General features: G+C 65.6%; 24 protein-coding genes. 5 read left to right on the top strand and 19 right to left on the bottom strand.

What is annotated here, in order from left to right; translation table 11 throughout:
* Positions 1 to 14: 14 nt before the first annotated feature.
* Positions 15 to 1,856 (bottom strand): translation elongation factor 4, encoded by a 1,842-nt coding sequence (gene lepA / locus HCA61_RS02065; protein WP_169686842.1) that lies wholly within the window; start codon positions 1,854 to 1,856, stop codon positions 15 to 17.
* Positions 1,857 to 2,018: 162 nt separating this feature from the next.
* Between lepA and HCA61_RS02060 the strand changes: the two genes are divergently transcribed.
* Positions 2,019 to 2,585: a type II toxin-antitoxin system PemK/MazF family toxin gene (locus HCA61_RS02060; protein WP_169686156.1), complete on the top strand. Its 567-nt coding sequence runs from the start codon at positions 2,019 to 2,021 to the stop codon at positions 2,583 to 2,585.
* A 53-nt stretch (positions 2,586 to 2,638) separates the two neighbouring features.
* On the opposite strand, the gene HCA61_RS02055 is transcribed toward HCA61_RS02060, so the two are convergent.
* Complete coding sequence (locus HCA61_RS02055) at positions 2,639 to 3,424, bottom strand: aquaporin (protein WP_169686154.1); 786 nt, start codon at positions 3,422 to 3,424, stop codon at positions 2,639 to 2,641.
* Positions 3,425 to 3,641: 217 nt separating this feature from the next.
* Between HCA61_RS02055 and rpsT the strand changes: the two genes are divergently transcribed.
* Positions 3,642 to 3,902 carry a 30S ribosomal protein S20 gene (gene rpsT / locus HCA61_RS02050; protein ID WP_169686152.1) on the top strand — a complete coding sequence of 87 codons (261 nt, stop codon included), beginning with the start codon at positions 3,642 to 3,644 and terminating at the stop codon, positions 3,900 to 3,902.
* 92 nt (positions 3,903 to 3,994) lie between these two features.
* Here rpsT and holA read toward each other — a convergent pair whose 3' ends face one another.
* The 14 genes from holA to HCA61_RS01980 all read right to left on the bottom strand — a co-directional run bounded on the left by holA (position 3,995) and on the right by HCA61_RS01980 (position 18,755).
* Complete coding sequence (holA, locus tag HCA61_RS02045; RefSeq protein WP_169686151.1) at positions 3,995 to 4,966, bottom strand: DNA polymerase III subunit delta; 972 nt, start codon at positions 4,964 to 4,966, stop codon at positions 3,995 to 3,997.
* Positions 4,963 to 7,353, bottom strand: a complete 2,391-nt coding sequence (locus HCA61_RS02040) for a DNA internalization-related competence protein ComEC/Rec2 (protein ID WP_169686149.1) — start codon at positions 7,351 to 7,353, stop codon at positions 4,963 to 4,965. The genes holA and HCA61_RS02040 overlap by 4 nt, the downstream gene beginning before the upstream one ends.
* Positions 7,350 to 8,162 (bottom strand): ComEA family DNA-binding protein, encoded by an 813-nt coding sequence (locus tag HCA61_RS02035; protein WP_169686147.1) that lies wholly within the window; start codon positions 8,160 to 8,162, stop codon positions 7,350 to 7,352. The genes HCA61_RS02040 and HCA61_RS02035 overlap by 4 nt, the downstream gene beginning before the upstream one ends.
* Before the next feature lie 97 nt (positions 8,163 to 8,259).
* Positions 8,260 to 9,078 (bottom strand): DegV family protein, encoded by an 819-nt coding sequence (locus HCA61_RS02030; protein ID WP_169686145.1) that lies wholly within the window; start codon positions 9,076 to 9,078, stop codon positions 8,260 to 8,262.
* Positions 9,079 to 9,083: 5 nt separating this feature from the next.
* Entirely contained in the window at positions 9,084 to 9,851 is a 768-nt protein-coding gene (gene octT, locus HCA61_RS02025; RefSeq protein ID WP_169686143.1) for a diglucosylglycerate octanoyltransferase, read from the bottom strand.
* The gene (locus HCA61_RS02020; protein ID WP_169686841.1) at positions 9,838 to 10,458 is read right to left on the bottom strand and encodes a histidine phosphatase family protein; all 621 of its coding nucleotides are present in this window, start codon (positions 10,456 to 10,458) and stop codon (positions 9,838 to 9,840) included. Before HCA61_RS02020 ends, octT begins: the two co-directional genes overlap by 14 nt.
* 29 nt (positions 10,459 to 10,487) lie before the next feature.
* Positions 10,488 to 10,889, bottom strand: a complete 402-nt coding sequence (gene rsfS, locus HCA61_RS02015) for a ribosome silencing factor (RefSeq protein ID WP_169686141.1) — start codon at positions 10,887 to 10,889, stop codon at positions 10,488 to 10,490.
* The gene (gene nadD / locus HCA61_RS02010; RefSeq protein WP_308198779.1) at positions 10,889 to 11,566 is read right to left on the bottom strand and encodes a nicotinate-nucleotide adenylyltransferase; all 678 of its coding nucleotides are present in this window, start codon (positions 11,564 to 11,566) and stop codon (positions 10,889 to 10,891) included. The genes rsfS and nadD overlap by 1 nt, the downstream gene beginning before the upstream one ends.
* A gap of 128 nt (positions 11,567 to 11,694) precedes the next feature.
* Entirely contained in the window at positions 11,695 to 13,143 is a 1,449-nt protein-coding gene (locus HCA61_RS02005) for a VWA domain-containing protein (protein ID WP_169686139.1), read from the bottom strand.
* A gap of 1 nt (position 13,144) precedes the next feature.
* Complete coding sequence (locus tag HCA61_RS02000; RefSeq protein WP_169686137.1) at positions 13,145 to 14,041, bottom strand: MoxR family ATPase; 897 nt, start codon at positions 14,039 to 14,041, stop codon at positions 13,145 to 13,147.
* Between the two features lie 48 nt (positions 14,042 to 14,089).
* Positions 14,090 to 15,385 carry a glutamate-5-semialdehyde dehydrogenase gene (locus tag HCA61_RS01995; protein WP_169686135.1) on the bottom strand — a complete coding sequence of 432 codons (1,296 nt, stop codon included), beginning with the start codon at positions 15,383 to 15,385 and terminating at the stop codon, positions 14,090 to 14,092.
* Between the two features lie 82 nt (positions 15,386 to 15,467).
* Positions 15,468 to 16,574 carry a D-alanine--D-alanine ligase family protein gene (locus HCA61_RS01990; RefSeq protein WP_169686133.1) on the bottom strand — a complete coding sequence of 369 codons (1,107 nt, stop codon included), beginning with the start codon at positions 16,572 to 16,574 and terminating at the stop codon, positions 15,468 to 15,470.
* A 53-nt stretch (positions 16,575 to 16,627) separates the two neighbouring features.
* On the bottom strand, positions 16,628 to 17,752 hold the full coding sequence (locus HCA61_RS01985; protein ID WP_169686130.1) for a cystathionine gamma-lyase: 1,125 nt from the start codon (positions 17,750 to 17,752) through the stop codon (positions 16,628 to 16,630).
* A 4-nt stretch (positions 17,753 to 17,756) separates the two neighbouring features.
* Entirely contained in the window at positions 17,757 to 18,755 is a 999-nt protein-coding gene (locus HCA61_RS01980) for an NAD(P)H-dependent glycerol-3-phosphate dehydrogenase (RefSeq protein ID WP_169686128.1), read from the bottom strand.
* A 182-nt stretch (positions 18,756 to 18,937) separates the two neighbouring features.
* On the opposite strand from HCA61_RS01980, the gene cofC reads away from it, so the two are divergent.
* A complete protein-coding gene (gene cofC / locus HCA61_RS01975) occupies positions 18,938 to 19,609 on the top strand; it encodes a 2-phospho-L-lactate guanylyltransferase (RefSeq protein ID WP_169686126.1) in 672 nt (223 codons plus the stop codon).
* Positions 19,610 to 19,661: 52 nt separating this feature from the next.
* On the opposite strand, the gene HCA61_RS01970 is transcribed toward cofC, so the two are convergent.
* Positions 19,662 to 19,847, bottom strand: coding sequence for a hypothetical protein (locus HCA61_RS01970; protein WP_169686124.1), 186 nt, complete (start codon positions 19,845 to 19,847; stop codon positions 19,662 to 19,664).
* Between the two features lie 31 nt (positions 19,848 to 19,878).
* Here HCA61_RS01970 and HCA61_RS01965 point away from each other — a divergent pair, with 31 nt between their 5' ends.
* Together HCA61_RS01965 and HCA61_RS01960 are read left to right on the top strand one after the other, a co-directional pair.
* Complete coding sequence (locus HCA61_RS01965) at positions 19,879 to 22,071, top strand: RNA degradosome polyphosphate kinase (protein WP_169686122.1); 2,193 nt, start codon at positions 19,879 to 19,881, stop codon at positions 22,069 to 22,071.
* A gap of 11 nt (positions 22,072 to 22,082) precedes the next feature.
* Entirely contained in the window at positions 22,083 to 23,006 is a 924-nt protein-coding gene (locus tag HCA61_RS01960; protein ID WP_247273498.1) for an NUDIX hydrolase, read from the top strand.
* A gap of 135 nt (positions 23,007 to 23,141) precedes the next feature.
* Here the strand turns inward: HCA61_RS01960 and HCA61_RS01955 are convergent, their stop codons facing one another.
* Positions 23,142 to 23,798 carry an HU family DNA-binding protein gene (locus HCA61_RS01955; RefSeq protein WP_169686118.1) on the bottom strand — a complete coding sequence of 219 codons (657 nt, stop codon included), beginning with the start codon at positions 23,796 to 23,798 and terminating at the stop codon, positions 23,142 to 23,144.
* A gap of 169 nt (positions 23,799 to 23,967) precedes the next feature.
* A complete protein-coding gene (gene leuD / locus HCA61_RS01950) occupies positions 23,968 to 24,564 on the bottom strand; it encodes a 3-isopropylmalate dehydratase small subunit (protein WP_169686116.1) in 597 nt (198 codons plus the stop codon).
* Positions 24,565 to 24,584 lie beyond the last annotated feature (20 nt).

The raw sequence follows: 24,584 nt of genomic DNA, 5'->3' as shown, positions 1-24,584 counted from the left end.
CTTTCGCCGAGCGGTTACTTCTTGGGCTTGTCCGAGGACGCCTCCGACGACAAGGCCGCAACGAATGCTTCCTGCGGCACGTCGACGCGACCGATCGTCTTCATGCGCTTCTTGCCTTCCTTCTGCTTCTCGAGCAGTTTGCGCTTACGACTGATGTCGCCGCCGTAGCACTTGGCAAGCACGTCCTTGCGGATCGCGCGAATGTTCTCGCGCGCAATGATCTTCGAGCCGATAGCGGCCTGCACCGGCACTTCGAACTGCTGGCGCGGGATGAGTTCCTTGAGCTTGGTCGTCATCTTGTTGCCGTACGCTGCCGCGGCGTCCTTGTGCACGATCGCACTGAAGGCATCGACCGCTTCTCCCTGCAGCAAGATATCGACCTTGACCAGGGCAGCTTCCTGTTCTCCGGCTTCCTCGTAGTCCATGCTCGCGTATCCGCGCGTGCGCGACTTGAGGGAGTCGAAGAAGTCGAAGATGATCTCGGCCATCGGCAGGGTGTAGCGCAGTTCCACGCGGGTCTCGGACAGATAGTCCATGCCTCCGAGCTCACCGCGCCGTGACTGGCACAGCTCCATGATCGAGCCGATGAACTCGCTCGGCGCGATGATCGTGCACTTGACGATGGGCTCGTAGATCTCGCGGGCCTTGCCTTCGGGCCACACCGACGGGTTGGTCACGATGACTTCCTCACCACCCTCGAGGACGACGCGGTACACCACGTTCGGGGCGGTGGAGATCAGGTTGAGGCCGAATTCGCGTTCGAGCCGCTCACGGGAGATCTCCATGTGCAGCAGACCGAGGAATCCACACCGGAATCCGAAGCCCAACGCAACGGAGGTCTCGGGTTCATAGGTGAGCGCGGCGTCGTTGAGCTGGAGCTTGTCGAGAGCGTCGCGCAACACCGGGTAATCGGAACCGTCCACGGGGTACAGGCCGGAATAGACCATGGGCCGCGGTTCGCGGTAGCCGGTGAGCGGCTCCGAGGCTCCACCGCGCGCGAGCGTCACCGTGTCGCCCACCTTCGACTGACGCACGTCCTTCACGCCCGTGATCAGGTAGCCGACCTCTCCGACACCGAGGCCGGTTGCCGCTTTGGGCTCCGGTGACACGATGCCGACCTCGAGCAGCTCGTGGGTGGTGCCGGTCGACATCATCTTGATCTTCTCGCGCGGCATGATCTTGCCGTCGACGACGCGAACGTAGGTCACGACACCGCGATAGGTGTCGTACACCGAGTCGAAGATCATCGCGCGGGCAGGTGCATCGGAATCACCGACAGGCGCGGGAATCTGCCGGATCACCTCGTCGATCAGCTCGGGGACTCCCTCGCCGGTCTTGCCGGAGACACGCAGCACATCGGAGGGCTCGCACCCGATGATGTTGGCTATCTCACCCGCATACCGATCGGGATCGGCGGCGGGCAGATCGATCTTGTTGAGAACCGGAATGATCGTGAGGTCCTTGTCGAGCGCGAGGTAGAGATTCGCCAGGGTCTGCGCCTCGATTCCCTGCGCGGCATCGACGAGGAGCACGGCGCCCTCGCACGCCTCGAGCGCGCGCGAGACCTCGTAGGTGAAGTCGACGTGGCCGGGGGTGTCGATCAGGTGCATGACGTAGTCTTCGCCGTCGAGTTTCCACGGCAGCCGCACGTTCTGCGCCTTGATCGTGATACCGCGTTCACGCTCGATATCCATCCGGTCGAGGTACTGGGCGCGCATCTGCCGTTCCTCGACCACGCCGGTGAGCTGCAGCATCCTGTCCGCCAACGTCGACTTGCCGTGGTCGATGTGCGCAATGATGCAGAAGTTCCGGATCTTCGCGGGATCCGTGAAGGTGGTGTCGGCGAACGTGGTGATGTCGTGCTCCTGACTCGGGCCGGCAGCGGCCTGGGGCCGCGGTCATCTTGAAGAATATCCAAGAGTCGCAATCGCCGAGTCGTCGGCTGTGCCGACAGGTAGGTACCTCGTGTGTACCCGCACGACTGCTCATGCTCGGAAGCGTGGTTACACTGGCCGATCGTGGCTGGCAAGTGGATGCAAATGGGCAAGCAACTCGGACGTCTTGCGGTCGAACACGGCCCGCGGCTGTACAAGCAGTTGCAGCAGTCGGGAGCACTCGACCGCGCGAAGGGTGCACTGACTCAGGACTCCGGCCGAGCTGCGCCCGCACCTACTCCCGGTCGTCCCGTGGCTTCTCGTACCAGCCCGACGGCGCAGCGTGCCCGCACGATCGAGTATTCACCCGATCTCGACGGAAACGCCGATCCCGGCGAGATCGTCTGGACGTGGGTCGAGTACGAAGAAGATGCGAGCCAAGGCAAGGACCGTCCCGTCCTCGTCGTGGGACGCGAAGGTTCGACGCTGCTCGGCCTGATGCTCTCGTCCAACGGCGACCGCGACGGACACCCCGATTGGGTCGGGATCGGCACAGGCCCGTGGGATCGCGAGAACCGACCGAGCTGGATCCGACTCGACCGCATCCTGGATGTTCCGGAAGACGGCATCCGCCGCGAAGGCGCGATCCTCGAGCGTTCCCGTTTCGATCGGGTCGCATCGCGCCTCCGCGCGGATTTCGACTGGGCCTAGAAAGACTGGACCCAGAAAGCCGGACATACAGTTCAGGACAGCGGGCTGCTGTTCTACGAGGCGCGCAATCCCTGATTACGGCCGAACAACAACGTGTAGACGAGCGCACCGAGCGCGCCTCCGATGAGCGGGAACACGATGAACAGCCACAGCTGCGCAAGCGCACCGTCTTGATAGAACGCCACTGCAAGACTGCGTGCCGGGTTGACCGAGGTGTTGTCGATCGGGATGGCGATCAGGTGGATCACCGCAAGTGAGAATCCGATCGCGAGTCCCGCGTTGAGCACATCGGAGATCTGATCGGTGCTGGCGAGCACCACGAAGACCAGCAGGCCGGTGAGCAGGATCTCGATGATCATCGTGGCGCCGATTCCGTATCCGTTCTCGATGACTCCGCCGAGTGGTCCCTCGATCGCGGAGGGGCTGTGCGGGCCCCATCCGTTCGCTCCCAGTCCGTCGGCTGCCCGGTCGTAGGATGGCAGTGACGACGCGACCGCGAAGATCGTGACACCGGCGATGAGACCGCCCACGACCTGAGCGATCCAATATCCGACAGCGCGAACGGGCGTGACATGCCCGACGATGAGCTGGCCCAACGTGACCGCCGGATTGACGTGGCATCCCGAGATCGGGCCGATCGTGTAGACGAGGAAGAGCAGCGTCAGACCGAACGCGAGCGCAACGCCGAGGTTGCCGACTTTCGCTCCGGCGAACACTGCAGTTCCGACTGCGGAGAATACGAGCACGAATGTGCCGATGGCTTCGGCGATGTACTTCCTGACATCCGAGAAGTCGTTCGGACCGGCCGCCTCCTGGGCAGTTTCATGTTCTGACGTCATGCCGTCAGTGTCACGCCGATACCTGTGACGCGTGGCCGACTCGCACCCTTGTTGTGAGATAGACGATATTTTTTGCCCCACAGATCGCCGGAGCGCCGGGGCGATACTGTCGGATCGGTTTGGGCATTGACGGCCAACGCTGGTATCGTCGACCGTCGTGCCCTAGCGCACCCAGAGCTTTCCTATCAACTACCAGCAAGACGACAGGATTTTACGCGTGGCCAACATCAAGTCCCAGGTGAAGCGGATTCGCACCAACGAGCGCAACCGGCTCCGGAACCAGTCGGTGAAGTCCTCGCTGCGCACTGCGATCCGTTCGTTCCGCGAGGCCGCGGCCGCTGGAGACAAGGACAAGGCCAACGAGCTCCTCGTCGCCACCAGCCGTCAGCTCGACAAAGCAGCCAGCAAGGGCGTCATCCACGCCAACCAGGCTGCGAACAAGAAGTCTGCTCTCGCGAAGCTTGCCAACAAGCTCTGAGCCCTCAGCTCCGAGGTAGAGGACGCAAGCTCTGCTGACACAAGGCCGCACCTTTCGGAGGTGCGGCCTTCGGTCGTATCGGTGGCGGGTCTTCAGGCGACCAATTCCGCGATGGTACGGACCGCGGACTCCACCGCATAGTCGGCGTCGGCTGCCGCACCCTTGACATCGGCGTTGAGTGCCGCGACCACCCCGAGTGCGGTTCCGATCGATTCCGGTGCCCACCGACGCGCTTGCCCCTGCGCCTTCTTGACCTTCCACGGCGGCATGCCGAGCCCCGACGCCATGGAGAACGGATCTCCCCGCCCGGCCGATCCCACTTTCGCGATGGTGTGCACAGCATCGGCGAGGGCATCGGCCAGCAGGACATGTGCGACGCCCCGGTGCATCGCCCATCGCAACGCTTCCATCGCTCCGGGGAGATCTCCTGCCACTGCCTTCTCGGCAACGTCGAATCCGGTGATTTCCGCTTTGCCCGAGTAGTAGCGGCGGACCGCGTTCGCGTCGATCTTGCCGCCGGTATCGGCCACCAGCTGACTGCATGCCGCCGCGAGTTCGCGGAGATCGGAGCCGACCGAGTCGATCACGAGTTGTTCGACGTCTCCCGCAACCCGCACGCCGGCCGCCTGGAACTCCTGGTGCACGAATGCGCGCACCCATTTCGCGCGCTCCCCTGCCTTGCCGGGGACCTGGCACGCATATTCTTCGGCACCGCACTTCTGCAGCGCCCCCACCATCGCCTTCGTGCGTCCTCCACCAGTGTGCAGGATGACCAGGGTGACCCCGTCAGGGGGTGCTGCAGCCGCGTCGAGAATCAGGGCCACCGCATCTTTGCCTGCGTCGGCGGCGGATTCGAGGATGACCACCCGGTCTTCGGCGAACAGTGACGGACTCAGAAGTTCGGCCAGTTCCGGAACGCCCGCATCCCCTGCGCGCAACCGCGAGACCGGAAGATTTGCGCCTGCACCGCTGCGGGCCCGTACCGTCGCGATGATCTTCGTGACCGCGCGGTCGACCAGGAGTTCTTCGTCGCCGAGAACCAGGTGCAGGGGTGTGTCGCTCACGGACCGATCGTGCCACGTGAGTCCGACACTACGGCCAGCGCCCCGGACCCGGCACGCACCACGGCAATATCTCCGTGCAGGTCGGTACGCAGTATCCGGGAGCCCACCTCGTGCAGGGCCTCGACGATCTCGAGGTGCGGATGCCCGAACGTGTTGTCGCGTCCCGCGCTGATCACCGCGACGCGGGGGCGTACCGCGGCCAGGAAGGCTTCCGACGTCGTCCGCGAGCCGTGGTGAGGAACCTTGAGGACGTCGGCGCGCACATCGACCCCGCTGCGCATCAACGCGTCGAGTGCGGGTGCCTCCGCGTCACCCGGAAGCAGGATGCGTCCCACTGCTGTCTCGGCAACCATCACCAGCGAAAGGTCGTTCTCCGAATCGCCGGAGCGTTCAGCGGGGGGACCGAGGATCCGGATCGTCACCGAACCGACGCGCAGTACCTCCCCGGCCGCCGCCTCTCGGATTCGCACTCCGAACTCGGTGGCCTGGTCGGTCAGGTCTGCCACCGTGTCTCGGCCCATCGCACCCGGGCCGACGATCACCTCCCCCACCCTGCGACCCTGCAACACCCCGCGCACACCACCCATGTGATCGGCATGCAGGTGCGAGACGATCACGACCGGCACCGAGTCGATATGCAATCGTCGAAGGCACCGATCCACCGGTGTGGCCTCCGGCCCCGAGTCCACGACCACCGCAGTACCGTCACCGGCAGCGAGCACCACTGCGTCGCCCTGCCCCACATCGCAGGCCGCGAACACCCACTCGTTCGCCGGCCAGCCGGGGGCGAACAGGCGTACGGGAATCCACACCGCGAGCACCGAGGCCGCCGCGACACCGGCAGGATACCGAATTCTCTTGTAACGCAGGAGGACACAGCCAGCAAAAGCCGCGCAGCAGACCACCGCCGCCCTCCAAGGCCCGTCCGGCAGCGAGAACTCCGCCGAGGGCACTGATGCTGCGCGAGCGGCGACGGCAATGAGCCACCACAGCATCGGTGCTGCGCCCCGCGCGAGGAACTCGGCGGCACCTGGGACCACCGGCGCGCACACTGCCACGAGCGAACCGAGAACGGTCAGCGGCGCAAGCACCGGCGTCACCAGAATATTCGCGGCCACCGCCACGACACTGACGGTCCCCGTCGCAGCTGCGAGGATCGGTGCGGTCACGATGTACGCCGCGCACGATACCGCGCACACCTCGGCCACCGCCCGGGGCCATCCACGCGCCTGCATCGACGCGACCCAGACCGGCGCAATGAGCACGAGTCCGGCGGTGGCCGATGCAGACAACGCGAATCCCACGTCGACCGCGAGGTCCGGCCACACCAGCACCAGAAGCCCGATTGCCGTGCACAGTGCGGGAAGTGCCTGCCTCTGCCTCCCCGCGACGAGCGCCAGGAGCGCGACCCCTCCCATCGCCGCGGCACGCAACACGCTCGGCGACGGACGCACGACGATCACGAACAGCACCAGTGCCGTACCCGCCAGGACAGCGCCCGTCCGCGGGCCTATTCCGACGAACCTGACCAGCAACAGAATCGCCCCGAGCAGGATACTGACGTTCGCGCCGGACACCGCCGTCAGGTGCGTCAGACCCGACACTCGGAAGTCCTCGCGCACGTCGTCCGGGAGTCGGCTCGTATCACCGACGATCAGTCCTGGGAACAGTCCGGCCGCAGAAGGACTCAGTGCTCGTGCCGACACCTCGGCCAGATCCTCCCGGATGCCGCCTGCCCATTCCGCAAGAGCCGAAGGCGCTTCCGTCGCGCGCGGTGCGCCGTCGGCCCGGAGGACCGCCACCGAGGTCCCCGGATCCATGTCTCCCGAGGCCGCGTTCTCGGATACCCTGCCCCGCATGGTGACTCGCTGCCCCGGCAACAGATGTTCCCATCCGTCGGCGGGAGCGAATACCACCGCTGTGCCCCCGACTGCCATCGACTCGCCGCCCAACGTCACGTGGCGTATCGCGACAGGAACACGCACCTGTGGTTCACCACCGAACGGTGAACTCCGAATCAACCGTGGATCGTCGGTCGGTTCCACCACTGCGGTGGTCCACGCATCGGCCGGTGCCGTCGCAAGCGGATGGTTCTCGACGAACCACATCCGCACGGCGACAGCACTGCCGCATCCTGCAGTGACGACCAGAACGACGACCACTCCCCGCAGCACCGGGCCTCGTGTCGACGAACGCCCCCTGCGCGTTCGCCTACACGAGGCTCCCGTACCCGCCGCCAATAGTGCGACGACCAGTGCCCCCACCGCGGCAAGCGCGGCCACGAGCACCGAGATCCTCCAACCCCAACAGAGACCGATCAGGGTTGCAGCCCACACCGCGAGGGTGCACGGCAGGAGTCGGGCGTCCACGGAGACCGGTACGGTCACACGGCCACCAACTCGCGTAACCGGGCCAGTCTGGCGGGGCCTATCCCATCCACCTCGGAGAGCTGCTCTACGTCGGTGAACGGTCCGTTGTCGCGTCTCCACGCGACGATCGCCGCTGCGGTGACAGGACCCACGCCGGGCAGCGCATCGAGGGCGGATTCGTCGGACGTGTTGAGATTCAACGGATTCTGGGCCTGACCAGGTTCACCATCGGCCCCATCCGCAACGCCACCGCCCGTCCCGGACACCGCGCTGCCTTCGGGAACCGGGTGCGGCGGCGCTACTCCGACGATGATCTGGTCGCCATCGGCCACCCGTCGAGCGAGGTTCAGACCGAGCAGATCTGCGCCTTCACCGGCGCCGCCCGCCGCTTCTAGTGCATCCGCGACTCGCGCACCCTGGCTCAGCTGCACCAATCCCGGCTGGGTCACGAGCCCGACCACACTGACCACTATTTCCGCCTGCTGCTCGGACACCGGAGCATGCGACGACGTCGCGAGCACTTCGACAGCAGGCAGCGGCGGAACGGATTCGGGTACCGGACGGTCCCGCCACACGACGACGACCGCGACGAGAACTGCCACAACCGCCACCGCTGCGAGCGCCTTACCACCACCGCGGCCGGCGTCCCAGCGCGCCGTACGCATCCGCTCGAGGACGCTCAGTGACTCACCGGCCTCATCAGGTCGCGAACGGTCTGTGAACAGGTCGTCGAGCTCGTCCTGGTCGCCGTTCCCGGCCCGACCGATCGTCTCGGATCGCACGATGGCATCCAGCCGCGTTCTCGCGAGGTCTCCGTCGCTGCCCATGCCGTGACGCTAACGCCGGCCCGGGCGGTGAAGCGCTCGCGGACCACCGTGACGCGAAATCTGTGGATGGATGGAGCAGCTGTGGATAACCGTCCGGTCAGCGCTGTGCCACGACGATCCCGATCGCCCCCGGACCGACGTGTGCACCGAGCACTCCGTCGATCTCACAGATGAGGAGTTCGGACGCGTCGGGGATCCGCTCGGAAAGTTGCTCCGCCAGCAGATCTGCGCGTTCGGGTGCTCCACGATGATGCACCGCGAGGAGTGGGGCGGGCCCGGCCTCGGCGACGATTCCGTCGACCAGTTTCGAAAGCGCCTTCGTCATCGTCCGAGTCTTCTCACGCAGCACGAGTTTCCCGTCGACGAGATGGAGAACGGGTTTCATCGCAAGAGCCGTGCCGAGCAGTGCGGTGGCCGTACCGATGCGACCGCCGCGGCGCAGGTGGTCGAGTCGGTCGACCACCAGCAGAGTCCGTCCGGATGCTGCCACCTCGACTGCACGCGAGTACACCTCGTCGAGATCGGCGCCGAGTTCGGCCGCACGCGCCGCTTCGAGTGCGGCAAATCCCAAACCCATCGCGGTGTTCTGTGAATCGATCAGCCGCACCCGATCGCCGAGCGAGTCGGCGGCGTGCTTCGCAGCCTCCCAGGTGCCCGACAGCAGTCGCGACAGGTGTACCGCCACTACCCCGTCGCCGTCGCTGTCGTCGAGTGCACGCGAGTAGACCTCGAGCAGTTCGGCCGGCGACGGGCCGGACGTGGTCACTCCCGACAGATCTTCGGGAAGCTCATCGATACCCTCGCGAAAATCCCGCCCCTCGGAGATCACGTGCAGGGGAACGATCCGGATGTCGTATCGCTCCGACATCTCCGGATCGAGACAACACGACGAGTCGGTGACCACCACTACTGACACGGCACCTACCGTATGCCGTCGGAGGCGGGATGCGCATCCGGACGAGCCATCCGCACCGCGTCGATCATCGCCTCGGCAACCTTGCGGTGCCCGTCCCATCCCCAATGGATTCCGTCGGGGTTCGCCTCGTCCGAGAAGACGTTCTCGCGTACGGCTTCGCCGAGATCGACCAGGGGAACCGACTTTTCGTCGGCCCACCGTGAAATCGCACGGGCAGCAGGGCGCCGCCCACGATGCACCGACCGGTACTGCTCGCTGTCATGGACGGACGGCAATGTCCCGATCACCGGCAGGTCCGGTCGCATGTACGCGAGGGATTCCCGGATGGTTTCGAGATACTCGACACTCACCCGAGGAGGAAGCGCGACCGGCCAACCGAGCGGTGACAACCGCGGTTGGGCCCAGCCGTATGCGGTACGCACGGTCCTCCGCAGCGAGGCAGGCCGGACATAGCGCATGCTTTCCCGCAGGGCCGTGGGCAACGGCGACGGCAACGTGTCCATCCCGCCGACAGCGAGTACGACCGCACCGGCGCGTGGAATGGCAGCCCACACGCGGGGATCCTGTGTCATCGCCCACCATGCGTCACGGGTGGTCCAGCCGATGCGTGCGATGAGGTCGACGTCCCACCCGAGGGCGGCTGCCGTGAGATTGGGCCAGATTCGCGGATCGTCGGCCGGTAGGCCGCCTTTGGGCCCGTAATAGCTGAGGGAGTCGCCTATCACCAGCAGCGAGGGCCTCGGCGCGGCCGTTCCGGATTCAGAGAGCGTCATCGGGCGACACCGTTGCCGACGCGTTCCATACATCGAGCCGCCAGGTCGGCGAATCACCGTAGCCGCTGAGCTGCACCCAGCCGGTGTTCCCCAGCCCCCCGAGAACCGGCCATCGCTCGACCGGCAGGTCGAGCAACGACGCGGTCAGCGCGGCGATCAACCCACCGTGTGCGACGAGCACGATCGGCCGGTCGCTCCACTGCTCGTGCTTGGCGAGCAGCTCATCGACGACGGGCCGGCTTCGTCGGGCGACGTCCTCGCGGCTCTCACCGCCCGGCGGCGCCCACGTCGCATCTCCTCTCCACTGCGCACGCGCGCCCGGGTGGCTCGCATCGACCTCGGCGTGGGTCAACCCCTGCCACTGTCCCAGGTGTGTTTCACGCAGCCGGGGATCGATCTCGACCGGCAGCCCTGAGCGATCGCCGATCGTCGTTGCGGTGTCGTAGGCACGTCGCAGATCCGACGAGACGATCGTGATCGGATCGAAAGCGGCAACCGTGTGGGACACCGCCAGCGCTTGGCGACGACCGAGGTCCGACAGGTCGGTGTCGAGCTGGCCCTGCATCCGGCTGGTTGCGTTGTACTCGGTCTGTCCGTGGCGCAGCATGATCAAGTGCCGCACCCGCACCGGCGCACTCACTCACGCCCCGTATCGTCGTCCGCCGCGGAACGCGGGCCGCCGATTCCGTCGACCGGGACCGTCGGACAGTCCTTCCACAGACGCTCGAGGGCGTAGAAGTTGCGCTCTTCCTCGTGCTGGATGTGAACGACGACGTCGATGTAGTCGAGCAGGGTCCAGCGTCCTTCACGTGTGCCCTCGCGACGGACCGGCTTGTGCCCGGCGTCGCGCAGCTTCTCCTCGACGTTGTCGACGATCGCATTGACCTGACGCTCATTGGGGGCCGATGCGATGACGAAGCAATCGGTGATCACCAGTTGCTCCGACACGTCGAGCACTACGACGTCGGTCGCCAGCTTTTCGTCTGCCGCGAGGGCCGCGATCCGGGCCATCTCGAGGGCTTCTGCCGTTGCGCTCACTAGGTGCTCTTTCTCTCGGTGTTCACGTGGTTCGATGTGGGTGCATCCACATAGAGGTGACGCTTACTGATGTACTGCACCACACCGTCGGGCACGAGATACCAGACCGGACGGTGATTGTTGACTCGGGTACGGCAGTCCGTCGAGGAGATTGCCAGCGCCGGGATCTCGACGAGGCTCACCGCTTCGGCCGGAAGTCCCTCGAGGTGCGGGGCGAGGTGTTCCACGCTGAGGTCGTAGCCGGGGCGGGAGACCCCCACGAAACGTGCGAGCTCGAACAACGTCGGCCAGTCCTGCCATGACAGGATCGAGGCGAGGGCATCAGCGCCGGTGATGAAATACAGTTCCGAGTCCGGATACTGTTCTCGCAGGTCGCGAAGGGTATCGACGGTGTAGGTCGCAGTACCGCGATCGATATCGACGCGGCTGACCGTGAATCGGGGGTTCGACGCGGTCGCGACGACGGTCATCAGGTACCGGTCTTCGGCGGCGCTGACTCGCCGACCCGATTTCTGCCATGGCTGGCCGGTCGGTACGAAGATCACCTCGTCGAGACCGAATCTGGCGGCGACCTCGCTCGCGGCGACGAGGTGACCGTTGTGGATGGGATCGAATGTTCCGCCCATCACGCCCAGGCGTCGCGGGGACCCCGGGTGTCGGTCGGATGGCTGAGGCACGGTTGTCCAGCTTACGGGTTGACGTCCGTCACGCTATGACTGACCGGGGATTTCTCCCGCAGCCGGCGGTGCCAGGGGCCGGGCGCCCCGGCGGTGAACGACCGGCATGCGCCCGCGGGGCCGTCCGATCAGACCGGCAGCAGAGCAGCCACCACCTCGGCCAATTGTTTCGCCGAACGGCATTCGTGCATGGTGATGACCTCGCTGTACACCCGCGCTGCCGAGTCCCCGGCGCCCCATTGCCCACGCGGCTCCGGGTTGAGCCAGTGCGCGTGCCGCGCCACCTGGACCATGTGCCCGAGGGCATCGAGGTTGGGGTTGCGGTAGTTGTTCCGCCCGTCTCCGAGGATCAGGAGGGAACTGCGGCTGGTGAGGCTGTGCGCGTGCCTCTCGTTGAAGGTGGCGAAGGCGTTGCCGTAGTCGGAGTGGCCATCGTATGTGATCAGCTCCGCTTCGCGGAGCATCTGCGACATCGCTGTCCCGAGGTCGATGCCTGCGGCGAAATGATGGGTCACCTCGTCGGTGGTGTCGATGAACGCGAACACCCGGACGCGCGAGAACTGCTCGCGCAGTGCGTGGACCAGCAGCAGCGTGAAGTGCGAGAACCCCGCGACCGAGCCTGAGACATCACACAGGACGACGAGTTCCGGTCGCGCGGGGCGGGGCTTGCGATTGACCAGATCGATAGGCACACCACCTGTTGACATCGACTTGCGCAGCGTGCGTCGCAGATCGATGGCACCGGCGCGACTCCGGCGGCGCCGCGCGGCGAGCCGGCTCGCGAGCAGACGTGCGAGCGGCATCACCTGTCGGCGCAACGCAACGAGCTCCGAGTCGGACGCGCGCAGGAAATCGACTTCTTCCGCGAGTTTCGGAACCCCGTACTTCTCGACTCGCTCGCGACCGAGTTGTTCGGCGGTGCGACGGCGCGTTTCCCGTTCGATCATCGCCCGGAAGTCGGCGATCCGGCGTGCGGCGGTCTGCCGCGCGACCTCGGTCTCGTAGTCACCGCTGTCGCGGTCGTCGCGGGACCCGTTGCCGAGGAGCCCCTCGAGAATTCGAGTGAGCAGAGTCTCCGGGGAGACGTCGCGCAGAGTCTGGTACGCCGAGAACGACGGCCCGTTCGACGATTTGTACTGGCCGAGCGCTTCGACGAGCTGTGCGGTGAGCATCTCGGTCGCGGCAAGCGCGTCCGGGGAATCGTCGGCGAGGAGTTCGGCGATCAGGTCGCGGACCGCCTCGAGGTCGATCTCGCCGGAGGGCGTTCGAGGCAACGTGAACTCTGCACCGTCGGCGCCACGCCTGCCGGTCGCGGCGGGGAACCACAGATCGAACAACGCGTCGAAGGTCGGGCGGTGGGTCGGCCGACGCAAGAGTGTGCACGCCAGCCCTTCACGGAGGATTTCCCGGTCGAGCAGGTCTATCACCGACATGACCTGCCCTGCATCGACAGTCTCGGACGGACCCACCGCGATGCCGCGACGACGCAGTGCCTCGACGAATCCGACGAGATGACCTGGAATGCCGTACGGGGCCCGCAGCGCTGCACCCGGACCGGATGTCGGTGCGTCGGCCATGTCAGTTCAGCCGGAGCTCGGCTGCCGCACGGTCCTGATCGGACCGATGCTTGAGGACGACCCCGAGAGTGGTGCGTACGGCCGCATCATCGAGGGTGTCCATCCCCAGTGCGAGCAACGTCCGGCCCCAATCGATCGTCTCGGCGACCGATGGCACTTTCTTGAGCTGCATGCCGCGCAACACATGGACGGTGCGGACGAGTTGCTCGGCGACCGCTTCGGACAGCTCGGGGACCCGGCTCGCGAGGATCCTTCGTTCCAGATCGGCATCCGGGAAATCGAGGTGGAGGAAGAGGCATCGCCGCTTGAGGGCCTCGGACAATTCGCGGGTCGCGTTGGACGTCAGGACCGAGAACGGCTTACGGGACGCCCGGATGGTGCCGAGTTCGGGGACCGTCACGGCAAAGTCGCTGAGTACCTCGAGGAGCAAGCCCTCGATCTCGACGTCGGCCTTGTCGACCTCGTCGATCAGTAGCACCGTCGGGTCGTCGCGCCGGATCGCGGTGAGCAGGGGACGCGACAGCAGGAACTCCTCGGAGAAGACGTCCTCCTTCGTCGAATCCCACGATCCGTCTGCTGCGGCGTCGGCGCCCGCCGACTGGATACGGAGAATCTGTTTCGCGTGGTTCCACTCGTAGAGCGCGCGGGATTCGTCGACACCCTCGTAGCACTGCAGCCGGACCAGTTCGGCACCGGAGGTCTGCGCAACGGCCCTCGCCAGTTCGGTCTTGCCGACGCCGGCGGGGCCTTCGATGAGCAGCGGCTTGTCGAGCCGGTCGGCGAGGAACACCGACGTGGCCGTGGCCTTGTCGGCGAGGTAGCCGGTCTCGGCGAGCCGGTCGATCACGTCCTGGACGTCCGCGAAGATCGGCGGAGTGGTCGGCAGCGCACGATCCACGCTGTGTCCTTTCGTCGTGCTGATCGGTCGTCGTGCTGATCGGGCTGGTCAGGCGGGACGCGTGTGGCCGTCGCCCCACACCACCCATTTCGTAGAGGTGAGTTCGGGCAGTCCCATCGGGCCCCGAGCATGCAGTTTCTGAGTGGAGATGCCGATCTCCGCACCGAACCCGAACTGCTCACCATCGGTGAACGCGGTGGAGGCATTGACCATCACGGCCGCCGCATCGACACGAGCGGTGAACTCTCGGGCCGCAGCGAGATCCGACGTGACGATCGCTTCTGTGTGGCCGGTGCCGTACGTGTCGATATGCCCGACTGCGGCCTCGAGATCGTCGACGAGCGCGAGCGCCACATCGAGCGTGAGGTACTCCTGGGTCCAATCGTCCTCGGTTGCAGGCACCAGTCCGGGCAGGTCGCCGTGCACGGTGACGCTGTGGGATTGCAGCACCTGCAACAGCTTCGGCACCGCGGTGTCGGCGATGGCCTTGTCCACGAGGATCGTCTCGACGGTGTTGCACACACTCGGACGCCGTGTCTTCGCGTTGACGACGATCTTCTCGGCCATCTCCAGGTCGGCGGCAGAGTGGATGTACACGTGGCAGTTGCCCACACCGGTTTCGATGGTGGGCACCGTCGCGTCGCGGACCACGGCCGCGATCAGGCCGGCGCCGCCGCGCGGGATGACCACGTCGACGAGCCCGCGGGCCTGGATCAGATGCGTCACCGACGACCGGTCGGCGCTCGGCAGCAACTGCACGGCATCCTCGGGGAGTCCCTGAGCGGCGAGCGAATTCCGCAGCGCCTCGACAAGCGCCGCATTCGAGTGTGCCGCGGACGACGAGCCGCGCAACAACGCTGCGTTGCCCGACTTGAGAGCTAGACCGAACGCGTCGACGGTGACATTCGGCCGCGCCTCGTAGACCATGCCCACCACGCCGAGTGGCACACGGAGTTGGCGGAGTTCGAGGCCGTTGGGCAACGTGGAACCGCGCACCACTTCGCCGACCGGATCGGGCAGCCCCGCGACCTGACGCAGACCCGATGCGATGCCCTCGATACGAGCCTCGGTCAGGCGCAGTCGATCGAGGAGCGACTCTTCGGTACCGCCCGCACGCGCCGTGTCGATGTCGACCGCGTTGGCCGCGAGAACCGCATCCGATGCCGCGAGAACTGCATCGGCTGCGGCGTGGAGCGCAGCGTCCTTCTGCGCGGTGGTGAGGAGGGCGAGACGCCGGGAGGCGACACGGGCGGCGCGTGCGGCAGCGTGTACCGCTTCGCGTGTGTCGATCGCCTGGGCTTCCGCGGAATCGGATGCGGTGGAGTCAGGGGTCACGGCAGTCATGACCACAGCGTAGTCGCGTCGGTGACGGAGCCGACAGGCCGGCCGTACCGGATCGCCGGCGGTACCGGATCCGGGTCGATGGTCAGCGCAGCCCGGTTCCCCGAGCGAGTGCAGTGCGGATCAGCGTCGAGACGAGTTCGCGGTTGTCGATGCCTGCAGCCTCCCACATCCGCGGATACATCGAGATCGAGGTGAATCCGGGCATGGTGTTGATCTCGTTGATCACCGGACCGTCCTCGGTGACGAAGAAGTCCACCCGGGAGAGTCCCTGGCAGTCGAGTGCGCGGAAGGCACGCACCGCCAGGTCGCGGATCTCGGCGGAGATCTCATCGTCGAGCTTGGCCGGGACGTCGAATTCACACACGTCGTCGAGGTACTTGGTGTCGAAGTCGTAGAACGCTTCGTGGTTGCCCGACGAATCCGGCATGCGGATCTCGGCGACGACGCTGGCCCGGACTTCTCCATCGGGGAACTCGAGGACGCCGCATTCGACCTCGCGGCCGACGATCGCCGACTCGACGATGACCTTCGGATCGTGCAGGCGTGCCTTGTCCACTGCGGCGTCGAACGACGGCCAGTCGGTTACTCGGCTGATACCGATCGATGATCCACCACGCGCGGGCTTGACGAACACGGGCAGGCCGAGGCTGTCCTTCTGCTCGTCGGTGAGCGTCGCGACCCCTGGGCGGAGGACGATCTGAAAGCCCACCGGCAGACCTTCGGCTGCGAGCAACTTCTTGGTGAATTCCTTGTCCATACCCGCCGCACTGGCGAGAACGCCCGGCCCGACGTACGGAATTCCTGCAAGCTCCAACAGACCTTGGAGGGTGCCGTCCTCGCCGTTGGCGCCGTGCAACACGGGAAAAACGACGTCGACCGATGCGAACACCTTGCCGAAGTCACCTTCGTCGAGGGCCACGAGGTCGCCGCTTCGGGTCGGGTCGGCGGTGAGCACAAGTGCGGAACCGGTCGTGTCGACGACGGGCAGTTCGCGCCCGGCCATCGCGAGCTTCTCCGGATCCGAGCTTGCGAGTACCCAGGCACCGTCCTCGGTGATCCCGACCGGGACGGCTTCGTAGAGGTCGGGATCCAGGTTGCGGAGGACGCTGCCTGCCGAGACGCAGGAGACGGAATGTTCGTTGCTGCGGCCGCCGAACACGACAGCCACCCGGGTGCGGGGGTTACTCACGGCACACACGGTACCGGTAGGACCGGTCCTCGCCCCAGCCGGTTTCCCGTCGTTCACGAGGTGCGCAGCGCCACGTCGAGATCGGAGAGCAGATCCTCGGTGTCCTCGATACCGCACGATAGGCGCACGAACCCCGGGGGTACCGGATCGCCCCAGCGGGCGCGCCGATCCGCTGTTGTATGGATGCCTCCGAAGCTGGTTGCAGAGACCACCAACTCCGACCTTCGAACGAACCGGTGGAAGCAGTCGGAGTCGTCCAGTAGGAAGGTCACGAGCGGGCCGAACCTGCGCATCTGCGCCGCAGCAACCGGGTGGGCCGGATCCGTCGGCAGGCCCGGATAGCGCACGTCCGCGACAGCGGGATGCTCGGCCAACATCTGCGCGATGGCCTGCGCGTTTGCGCACTGTCGCTCGAAGCGCAGACCTGCCGTTCCGAGACTCCTATGGGCGAGCCAGGTCTCGAACGGCCCCAACACCGTCCCCGACAGCAACCGTTCACGGTCGAGCCGTGGAAGCAGCGCATCGTCACGCACCGCGATGTATCCGAACAGGAGATCACTGTGTCCGCTGAGTGATTTGGTACCGCTCGCGACCACGACGTCCGCACCGAGACCGAGCGGTTGTTGTCCGAGCGGTGTGGCGGTGGTGTTGTCGACGAGGAGAAGGGCGCCTACCGCACGGCACGTCGCCGCCGTCGCAGTGAGGTCCACGGTGTCGAGTCCCGGGTTGGACGGAGTCTCGACGAGAACCAGCGCACCCGCGTGCGCGTCCGCGAGCACTGCGGTGAGTGTGCCGTCACCGAACTCGGACACAGATAGCTCGCGGACCACCACACCGAACGGTTCGAGACAGTCACGCGCGTACTTGCGAACCTGGTAGTACCCGTCCGACGGGACCACGACCACTCCGCCGGGGCACGCGAGCGAACGGAGCGCGACGGTGATCGCGGACATTCCGGAGCCGACGACGCGAGCCGACGACGCGCCCTCGAGGCTCGCGAGCGCCCGTTCGAGGTGGCGCCACCCGGGGTTCGACGCGCGGGCGTAGGTGTCCGACGCGGCGCTTTCGTCCTCACCGAGTCGATACGGCGCCGCGAGCACCGGGCCGGGTTGCAACGGATCTCCCGGAACACCTTCTACGGCAACAGCTTCGACACAGCGGGTCGAATCTCCGAGCATCGGGTCACTCCGGCTTGATGCGGCGGCCGAGCAGCAACCCGATCGCGTCCTGAACCGACATACCCTCGTGGCAGACGCGGTGCACGGCATCCGTGAGAGGCATCTCGACATCGTAACTGGCGGCGAGTTCCCGCACCGATGTGCAGGATTTGACTCCTTCGGCCACCTGGCCGTGCGTCGCCTCCTGCGCACTCTCGAGGGTCCCGCCCCGACCGAGCCGCTCACCGAAGGTGCGGTTGCGCGAGAGCGGCGAGGTGCAGGTGGCGACGAGATCACCCACCCCCGCCAGACCCGCCAACGTCGCAGGCTTCGCCCCGAGCGCGGTTCCGAGGCGGATGATCTCGGCCAGGCCGCGGGTGATGATGCTCGCCACCGTGTTGTCTCCCAGCCCCACACCGGCAGCCATCCCGCACGCGAGTGCGATCACGTTCTTGCACGCGCCGCCGATCTCGCACCCGACGACGTCCGTGTTCGTGTAGGGACGGAAATAACCTGTGGCAGAGGACTTCTGAATCTGCATTGCGCGGGTGGAATCGGGGCACGCGATCACCGTGGCTGCGGGTTGACCCGCGGCGATCTCACGCGCGAGATTCGGCCCGGACAGCACCGCGATCCGGTTCGGTTCCGCCCCCGTGACCTGACCGATCACCTGGCTCATCCGCATCAGCGTGCCGCTCTCGATCCCTTTCGCGAGACTGAGTAGGGTCGTGCCCGAGTCGATGTCGTCCCGCCACTCGGCGAGATTGCTGCGCAGCGCCTGGGACGGGACTGCGAGGACGACGAAGTCGGCTCCGTCCAGCGCCGCCCGGTGATCGGAGGTCGCCGACAGGGTCGCGGGCAAACGGACACCGGGGAGGTAGTCGGGATTCTCGTGCCGCTCGTCGATCGCACGTGCCATCTCCTCCCGACGCGCCCAGACGGTCACGTCGGTACCCGCCTCGGCGAGAACTTTCGCGAACGCCGTCCCCCATGAACCCGCCCCCAGAATCGCCGCTTTGGTCACACGGTCCCCCTCATTCGTCTCGTTGCGCAGTCGTCTCGCCGCGCTGTCGTCTCACCGCATCACGGCCCCGCCGGATGCATGTCTCCACCACGGGTGCGTCCAGTATCGCCCAAACGGGATGGGTGCACCGCGAGACGGGACGCCGGGATGCATCCGGTGGCGGAACTGGCAGAATCCACGACATGACTGCTGTGCACGTGCTCGTCCCCGTCAAGGCCTTGGGCCTGGCGAAGACGCGGCTCGCGCACGTCTTCGACCCGGCCACGCGCTCCGACCTGGTTGTTGCGATGCTCATCGACACCCTTGCCTCAGCACTGGAGTTACCCGGTTCCGTCGCGACCGTGGTGACGTCGGATCCGGTCGCGACCGAGGTCGCGTTCGCGCACGGCGCACGAGTCCTGCCCGATCCTGCCTACCGGGGGGAATCCGATCCCCTCAACGCGGCGCTCGGGGTCGCAGCGGCACGCATCCGCGCGCAATCACCCGAAACCGATCTCGTCGCGCTCCATGCGGATCTTCCGGCGTTGCGATCATCGGAACTCGCGGCCGCGCTCACCGAATCGAGGCGGTTCGGCAGAGCGATCGTCGCGGACCACACCGGAGACGGAACTGCTGCGCTGTTCCAATGCACGCCTGGTCGCCCGCTCGAGCCGATGTTCGGTATCGACTCCGCACGACGACACGTCCGGTCCGGGGCAAGGGCTCTGACGGAACCTCTGGACGGATTGCGTTTGGACGTCGATACCCTCGACGATCTCGAGGCCGCCGTCCGGCTCGGCACCGGCGATGCCACGAGCCGAGTTCTGGACCGGATCGGGTTCGCGCTCACGGAGCGATCTCCCGGCGTCCACTGAGTGACGTCCTCCCGGCCTCGAACAACCGGGATTCCTGCCGCAGCGCTACACGTCACCTCAGTGAGTTCTTGTTCCGACGAGTCACACTCCCCACCGAGCACAGCTTCCGGTTGCCTCGGATGCTGAACCCGTTGCGGGTGAGCCGGATCGATTGCCGATCGTCCTTGCGACGCACCGCACCGCCACCCCGACGGCACACGATCGACGGAACGGCGAGCACCGACGACGGTGTGGTCACGGATCCACGGTGTTCCTGCAACAATGAGGTGGTGACCCACGGCGATACCACCGACTCGAATGTCGGATTCGAAGATGCAGTCCCCGCCCGCGCCGTTTCCCGACCAGTGCGAGGCACCGCAACACCCGCCGCCCCGCCCGCCGCAGCCGAACATCGCACGCTCGGCACGGAGGGACTCCCGGCCGACCGATACCTCAACCGCGAACTGAGCTGGCTCGATTTCAATGCGCGAGTACTCGCACTCGCCGAGGACAAATCGATACCGTTGCTCGAGCGAGCCAAGTTCCTGGCGATCTTCGCGTCCAATCTCGACGAGTTCTACATGGTGCGTGTCGCAGGCCTCAAACGGCGCGCGGAAACAGGGCTGTCGGTACGCTCCGCCGACGGCCTGTCGCCGAGGGCACAACTCGCATTGATAGCGTCGAGCACACAGGAGCTCGCCGGCCGCCAGGCCCAGGTCTTCCTCGAATCGGTGCTTCCCGCTCTTGCCGCCGAAGGCATCTCGATCATCCGTTGGTCGGATCTGGACGAGCCCCAGAAGACGCGGTTGACACGATATTTCGCCGAGCAGATCTTTCCCGTCCTGACCCCGCTCGCCGTGGACCCGGCCCACCCGTTCCCGTATATCAGCGGGTTGAGCTTGAATCTTGCTGTCACTGTGAAAGACCTGAATTCAGCGGGCGAGCATTTCGCACGCGTGAAGGTCCCCGACAACGTCGACCGCTATGTCCGGGTCGACCAGGTCGACACGTCACACCGGATTCCGGCCTTCCTCCCGCTGGAAGAACTGATCGCTGCGCACCTCGACGTTCTGTTCCCCGGCATGGAGGTCGTCGAGCACCACGCCTTCCGAGTCACCCGTAACGCGGATTTCGATGTCGAGGAGGATCGCGACGAAGATCTGCTGCAGGCCCTCGAACGTGAACTCGCGCGCCGGCGCTTCGGGTCTCCCGTGCGCCTCGAGGTCTCCGACGACATGACCGAGCACATGCTCGAATTGCTGCTGCGAGAGCTCGATGTGGATCCGTCCGATGTAGTGCAACTGCCGGGTCTGCTCGATCTGTCCAGTCTCTGGCAGGTGCACGCTGTGGACCGCCCGGATCTCAAGGATGCTCCGTTCGTGCCCGCGACCCACCCGGCCTTCGGTGAACGCGAAACCCCGAAGAGCGTGTTCTCGACACTGCGTGAGGGCGACGTGCTCGTTCATCATCCGTACGAGTCGTTCTCGACGAGCGTGCAACGCTTCATCGAACAGGCGGCTGCCGACAGCCAGGTGCTGGCCATCAAGCAGACGCTGTATCGCACTTCCGGAGACTCCCCCATCGTCAATGCACTCATCGCAGCAGCGGAGGCAGGCAAACAGGTCGTCGCGCTTGTCGAGATCAAAGCGAGGTTCGACGAGCAGGCGAACATCCAGTGGGCTCGCAAGCTCGAGCAGGCAGGCGTGCACGTGGTGTACGGGCTGGTGGGCCTCAAGACACACTGCAAGACCTCGCTCGTGGTGCGCCGTGAGGGGTCGACGATCCGGCGCTACTGCCACATCGGCACAGGCAACTACAATCCGAAAACTGCTCGTCTGTACGAGGATGTGGGTCTTCTCACATGCTCACCCGAGATCGGTTCCGACCTGACCGATCTGTTCAATACGCTCACCGGGTACTCCCGAAAGGCGCAGTACCGCAACCTCCTCGTCGCTCCGCACGGCGTTCGGAAGGGCATCATCGAGCGCATCGAGCGCGAGATCGAGCATCACGCGACAGGCAAGCCCACCGGAATCCGCCTCAAGGCCAACGCGCTCGTCGACGAACAGGTCATCGACGCGCTGTACCGCGCTTCACGTGCCGGCGTCTCCGTGGAGATCGTCGTTCGCGGTATCTGTGCGCTTCAGCCGGGTGTGCCGGGGTTGAGCGAGAACATCACCGTACGCTCCATTCTGGGACGATTCCTCGAGCACTCCCGCATCCTTCATTTCCGTGGCAGCAACGAGTTCTGGATCGGCAGCGCCGACATGATGCACCGAAATCTCGACCGCCGCGTCGAAGTCATGGTCCAGGTGAAGGATCCCCAACTGTGCTTGCAGCTGGGTCAGATCTTCGACTCGGCGCTGGATCCTGCAACTCGATGCTGGACTTTGGAATCCGATGGTGTCTGGTCCGCGAGCCCCGCGCCGGGAACCGCCGCGCGCGACCATCAGGTCGAGCTCATGAGAATTCGCACCTCGTGAACGGAGGACAGGTGGCCGAGGCATCGGACAATTCGTCACCCACGGACATTTTCGCGGCGGGGACGCTGCTCTGGAGGCCGAGCGCGAGCGGCCTGGAGTTGGCCATGGTCCACCGGCCGAGGTACGACGACTGGACTCTCCCGAAAGGCAAACTCGACCCCGGGGAGACGGCGATCATTGCGGCGCTGAGGGAAACCGAGGAGGAGACCGGATTCCGGGCCGAGCTCGGACGTGGCCTCGGACGTGTCACCTATCCGATGCCCGGTACGGATCAGCGCAAGCAGGTCGATTACTGGACCGCGCGGTGCACCTCGGGCGAGTTCGTCCCGAACGACGAAGTGGACATACTCCGATGGGTTTCGCCCGATATCGCCTTCGACGAGCTGTCGTACTCGATGGATCACACTGTATTGCGCCGGTTCCTGGAGTTGCCTCCCGATACTCGGACAGTGCTCCTGGTACGCCACGCCAAGGCGGGTAGTCGTAAGGACTACGACGGCGACGACCGGGCCCGCCCGCTCGAGGAAAAGGGTCTGCGACAGGCCGCGGCACTTGTACCCCAGCTGTCCGCGTTCGGCGCCGATGCCGTCTTCTCCGCAGACCGTACGCGGTGTATCGAGACCATCGAGCCGCTCGCTGATCACCTCGATCTCGAAATCGCTCTGGAGCCGATGCTCTCGGAAGAGGATTACGCAGCCGATCCCTCGCTCGCTCACAAACGGATTGCGGAGGTCATCGAGAACGGGAAGGTACCCGTCCTGTGCAGTCAGGGCGGCGTGATTCCGGGCCTGCTCCAGTGGTGGGCGGAAAAGTCGGGATTCGACCTCCCCGAGGGACGTACCCGTAAGGCGAGCACGTGGGTCCTGTCGTTCCACGACGGGAAGCTCGTTGCGGCCGAATATCTGGACACTCCGTTCGCATCCGATCGTCCCTGAGCGCTACTGGAATTCGCCGACGCGAATCCCGGTACTCGACTTCCACCGGATACACCTCCGGCGGCTACCGGATCTCCCGATAGCCGCCGGAGGACTCAGCCCGCAGTGGACGGGCCGATCAGATACCGGACAGGCCTACTTCTTGCCTGCGGCCTTGCGCGCCGTGGTCTTCTTGGCCGGAGCCTTCTTCGCCGCGGTGGTCTTCTTCGCTGCCGCCGTGGTCTTCTTGGCCGGAGCCTTCTTCGCCGCGGTGGTCTTCTTCGCTGCCGCCGTGGTCTTGGCCGGAGCCTTCTTCGCCGCGGTGGTCTTCTTCGCTGCCGTGGTCTTCTTGGCTGCCGTGGTCTTGGCCGCGGTGGCCTTCTTGGCCGCCGTGGTCTTGGCTGCGGTGGTCTTCTTGGCCGCGGTGGTCTTCTTGGCCGCCGTGGTCTTCTTCGCGGCCTTCTTCGCCGCGGCAGCCTTCTTCACTGCAGCAGCGGCACCACGCTTGACTGCCGGACCGCTCGCCGGAAGCTTCTGTGTCCCGGCAATGACCGCCTTGAACTGAGCACCCGGACGGAACGCCGGAACCGACGTCGGCTTGACCTTGACGGTCTCACCCGTCCGCGGGTTGCGAGCAACACGAGCCGCGCGACGACGCTGCTCGAAGACACCGAAACCGGTGATGGTGACGCTGTTGCCGGCATGTACGGCGCGAACGATCGCGTCGACGATGTGCTCGACAGCGTCCGTCGCGGTGCGCCTGTCCGAACCGAGCTTCTCGGTCAGAACATCGATCAATTCTGCCTTGTTCATTGATTTCCTCCGCATATCACGGTCCACCGTCAGACCGACTCGAGTCCACGGTAGCCCCGCAAACGGTCAAGAGTCTATGTGCCACGCCAATTCTCATGCAAATACACGGCAGGCCCGAGCCGAACAACGGTTCGGCTCGGGCCTGCCAGGCGGCGTCGAAAGCCTTCGATCAGGGCGCTGAGATGGTGCGCGGTTTCCAAGAAGGCCTTGCCTTCTCGTACTCGGAAATCGCCTCTACCTGGCGCAATGTCAGGCCGATGTCGTCAAGACCTTCCATCAGACGCCACCGGGTGTAGTCGTCAATGGTGAACGGCACCACGGTTGTTCCAGCGGTCACAGTCCTGTTCTCCAGACTCACCTCGAGTTCGAGACCCGGCTGCTGTTCGATGAGTTTCCAGAGCAATTCGACATCGTCCTGACTCACCTGAGCGGCGAGCAATCCGGCCTTTCCGGCGTTGCCGCGGAAGATATCGGCGAAACGCGACGAGATCACCACCCGGAACCCATAATCGGACAGGGCCCAGACGGCATGCTCTCGGGAGGATCCCGTTCCGAAATCCGGGCCTGCAACGAGAACACTTCCGCGGTCGAACGGTGGCGTGTTGAGGACGAACGCCGGATCGGTGCGCCATCCGGCGAACAGTCCGTCCTCGAATCCCGTGCGGGTGACCCGTTTCAGGTAGACGGCAGGGATGATCTGATCGGTGTCGACATTGGACCGGCGTAGCGGAACGCCGATGCCTTTTACGGTGGTGAAGGCTTTCATCGAATTCTCTCCTCGTCCCG

Origin of the sequence: Rhodococcus sp. HNM0563 (assembly GCF_012726195.1) — a bacterium.
GTDB lineage: Bacteria > Actinomycetota > Actinomycetes > Mycobacteriales > Mycobacteriaceae > Rhodococcus.
The sequence above is the reverse complement of the archived record's forward strand: the minus strand, read 5'-3'. Positions and strand labels throughout refer to the sequence as shown.

Excerpts from the sequence above, each read along its gene's own strand:
- cofC (WP_169686126.1), top strand. The coding sequence starts at position 18,938 with ATGACTGCTGTGCACGTGCTCGTCCCCGTCAAGGCCTTGGGCCTGGCG.
- leuD (WP_169686116.1), bottom strand. The coding sequence starts at position 24,564 with ATGAAAGCCTTCACCACCGTAAAAGGCATCGGCGTTCCGCTACGCCGG.
- HCA61_RS02035 (WP_169686147.1), bottom strand. The coding sequence starts at position 8,162 with ATGGGCAGCGACGGAGACCTCGCGAGAACGCGGCTGGATGCCATCGTG.
- HCA61_RS02005 (WP_169686139.1), bottom strand. The coding sequence starts at position 13,143 with ATGGCCGACGCACCGACATCCGGTCCGGGTGCAGCGCTGCGGGCCCCG.
- HCA61_RS01995 (WP_169686135.1), bottom strand. The coding sequence starts at position 15,385 with ATGACTGCCGTGACCCCTGACTCCACCGCATCCGATTCCGCGGAAGCC.
- HCA61_RS02020 (WP_169686841.1), bottom strand. The coding sequence starts at position 10,458 with ATGCTGCGCCACGGACAGACCGAGTACAACGCAACCAGCCGGATGCAG.
- octT (WP_169686143.1), bottom strand. The coding sequence starts at position 9,851 with ATGACGCTCTCTGAATCCGGAACGGCCGCGCCGAGGCCCTCGCTGCTG.
- HCA61_RS01955 (WP_169686118.1), bottom strand. The coding sequence starts at position 23,798 with ATGAACAAGGCAGAATTGATCGATGTTCTGACCGAGAAGCTCGGTTCG.
- HCA61_RS02055 (WP_169686154.1), bottom strand. The coding sequence starts at position 3,424 with ATGACGTCAGAACATGAAACTGCCCAGGAGGCGGCCGGTCCGAACGAC.
- HCA61_RS01985 (WP_169686130.1), bottom strand. The coding sequence starts at position 17,752 with ATGCTCGGAGATTCGACCCGCTGTGTCGAAGCTGTTGCCGTAGAAGGT.